This is a genomic window from Streptomyces calidiresistens, assembly GCF_014141525.1.
GTDB lineage: Bacteria > Actinomycetota > Actinomycetes > Streptomycetales > Streptomycetaceae > Streptomyces > Streptomyces calidiresistens.
The window spans coordinates 1-2,134 of the sequence record NZ_VKHS01000870.1 but is presented as its reverse complement, the minus strand read 5'-3'; the positions used below and the strand labels follow the sequence as shown (position 1 = coordinate 2,134).

At 73.3% G+C, this 2,134-nt stretch carries 2 protein-coding genes and 1 pseudogene; 1 reads left to right on the top strand and 2 read right to left on the bottom strand.

Going from position 1 to position 2,134, the window contains the following annotated elements:
- Positions 1–9: 9 nt before the first annotated feature.
- Positions 10–627 (bottom strand): annotated as a pseudogene (locus tag FOE67_RS23635) (chorismate-binding protein); the annotation flags it as partial.
- Positions 628–638: 11 nt separating this feature from the next.
- A complete protein-coding gene (gene hisI, locus FOE67_RS23630; RefSeq protein ID WP_182666864.1) occupies positions 639–1,052 on the bottom strand; it encodes a phosphoribosyl-AMP cyclohydrolase in 414 nt (137 codons plus the stop codon).
- A 152-nt stretch (positions 1,053–1,204) separates the two neighbouring features.
- Here hisI and FOE67_RS23625 point away from each other — a divergent pair, with 152 nt between their 5' ends.
- Positions 1,205–1,840, top strand: a complete 636-nt coding sequence (locus tag FOE67_RS23625; protein ID WP_182666863.1) for a TIGR03085 family metal-binding protein — start codon at positions 1,205–1,207, stop codon at positions 1,838–1,840.
- The last annotated feature ends 294 nt before the right edge of the window (positions 1,841–2,134 follow it).

The window sequence follows — 2,134 nt, the reverse complement described above, 5'->3', positions numbered from 1 at the left end:
TGGTTATAAGGGACAGGGCCGGGACAGGTCGGCGGTCATCGCGTCGAGCCGCGCCACGGCGTCCGCCCACGCCTCGTCGACCCCGGTGTCCAGGTCGTTGTGGTTGATGGCGTTGGCGATGAGCAGCACCGTGCCGTCCCGGTGGTCGAGGACCGCCAGGTCGGAGGCGAGCAGCATGGTCAGCTCGGGCAGACCGAGGTCGTCCTCGGCGTGCTCCCCGATCCGCTCCAGACGACGGACCGCGTCCCAGCCGATGTAGCCGACCATCCCGCCGGTGAAGGGCGGGAGCGCGGGGTCGCGGGGGGTGTGCAGCACCTCGACGGTGGCGCGCAGCGCCTCCAGGGGGTCACCGTCCAGCGGGACGCCCGTGGGCGGGGTGCCCAACCAGTGGGCGCGGCCGTCCCGAACGGTGAGCGCGGCGGAGCTGCGCACGCCGATGAAGGAGTAGCGCGACCAGGTCCGGCCGTTCTCCGCGGACTCCAGCAGGAAGGTGCCCGGCCGGCCGGCGGCGAGCTTGCGGTAGAGCGCGATGGGGGTGTCCCCGTCGGCCAGCAGGCGCCGGGTCACCGGGATGACCCGCCGGTCCTTCGCACGGACCCGGAAGGTGTCGAGGTCGTCGGTGGTCATGGCGGGTGAGCCTACTGTGCCGGGGGGTGGTCGGGCCCCGGGGCGACGGGCAGCGGACGGGCGTCGAAACAGGTGCGGTCACCGGTGTGGCAGGCCGCGCCCACCTGGTCCACGCGCACCAGCAGGGTGTCGCCGTCACAGTCGAGCGCCACCGAGCGGACGTGCTGGACGTGGCCGGATGTGTCGCCCTTGACCCAGTACTCGCCCCGGCTGCGGCTCCAGTAGGTGCAGCGACCGGTGGTGAGGGTACGGTGCAGCGCCTCGTCGTCCATCCAGCCGAGCATCAGCACCTCACCGGTGTCGTACTGCTGGGCGATGGCGGGGACCAGACCGTCGGGGGTGCGCTTGAGCAGCGCGGCGACGGCCGGGTCGAGGGCGGACGCCGTCCGGGGGACGGGGGCGGGGGCGGGTTCGCTGGCGGACACGGTCCCATTGTGGCGGGTCCGGCGGCCGATTCCCCGACACGTCCGGCGGGCGGGACGTCGGCCCGCCGTCCGGCCCGGGGCCCGCCGGAACGAATCGGGGGCGCGCCGGCGGGAATCCGTGCTCCGGGACGGGGGCGCCGTACCCTGGTGACATGTCCACTCATGCCAAGCGTGAACGTCTTCTGCTCGCCGAACTGCTGGAGAACTCGGGCCCGGACGCCCCCACCTTGTGCGAGGGCTGGACCACCCGGGACCTGGCCGCCCACCTGGTCGTGCGCGAGCGCCGCCCCGACGCGGCCGGTGGCGTGCTGATCCGTCCGCTGGCCGGGCGGCTGGAGCGGGTGCGGAACGAGTTCGCCGAGAAGCCGTATCCCGAGCTGGTGCAGATGTTCCGGGAGGGGCCGGGCAAGTGGTCCCCCTTCGGCCTGAAGCCGGTGGACGAGGCCTCCAACACCGTGGAGTTCTACGTCCACGGCGAGGACGTGCGCCGGGCACAACCGGATTGGACTCCGCGCGAGTTGGATTCCGTGTTCCAGGACGTCCTGTGGCGGCGCCTGGAGACCTCGGCGCGGATCATGGGGCGCCGCAGCGCCGTCGGCCTGGTGCTGCGCCGGCCCAACGGTCAGACCGTGGTGGCCCGGCGGGGGGCACCGGTGGTGACGGTGACCGCCGAACCGGGCGAGTTGCACCTCTTCGCGTCCGGTCGCCAGTCCGCGGCCCGGGTCGAGTTGGACGGTGACGGCGACGCGATCGCACGCCTGCACGGCAGTCGGTTGGGCCTGACCTGACGGAAAAACGGGGCGGGATCGGCGACACGCGGTCCCGCCCCGCCGGTTCGCCGGGCGGCCGGTGACGGTTGGCCCCCGGGCGCCAGGACGTTCGTACCGTCGTCCACCGTGCGGATGCGTGTCGACACCACTGGCGCCCCCTCGACGGCGGAAAGCCCCGGCGTTCGACAAGCCCTTGCCCGACCGACACCACCCCTTCCCCTCGTCCTCCTTCTTCCTCCTCCTTCCTTCTCGCTCCCCCTTCCTTCCGCCGGGTCGTCCACGCCCCCGACACCACGCGCCCGGCTCCGCCCC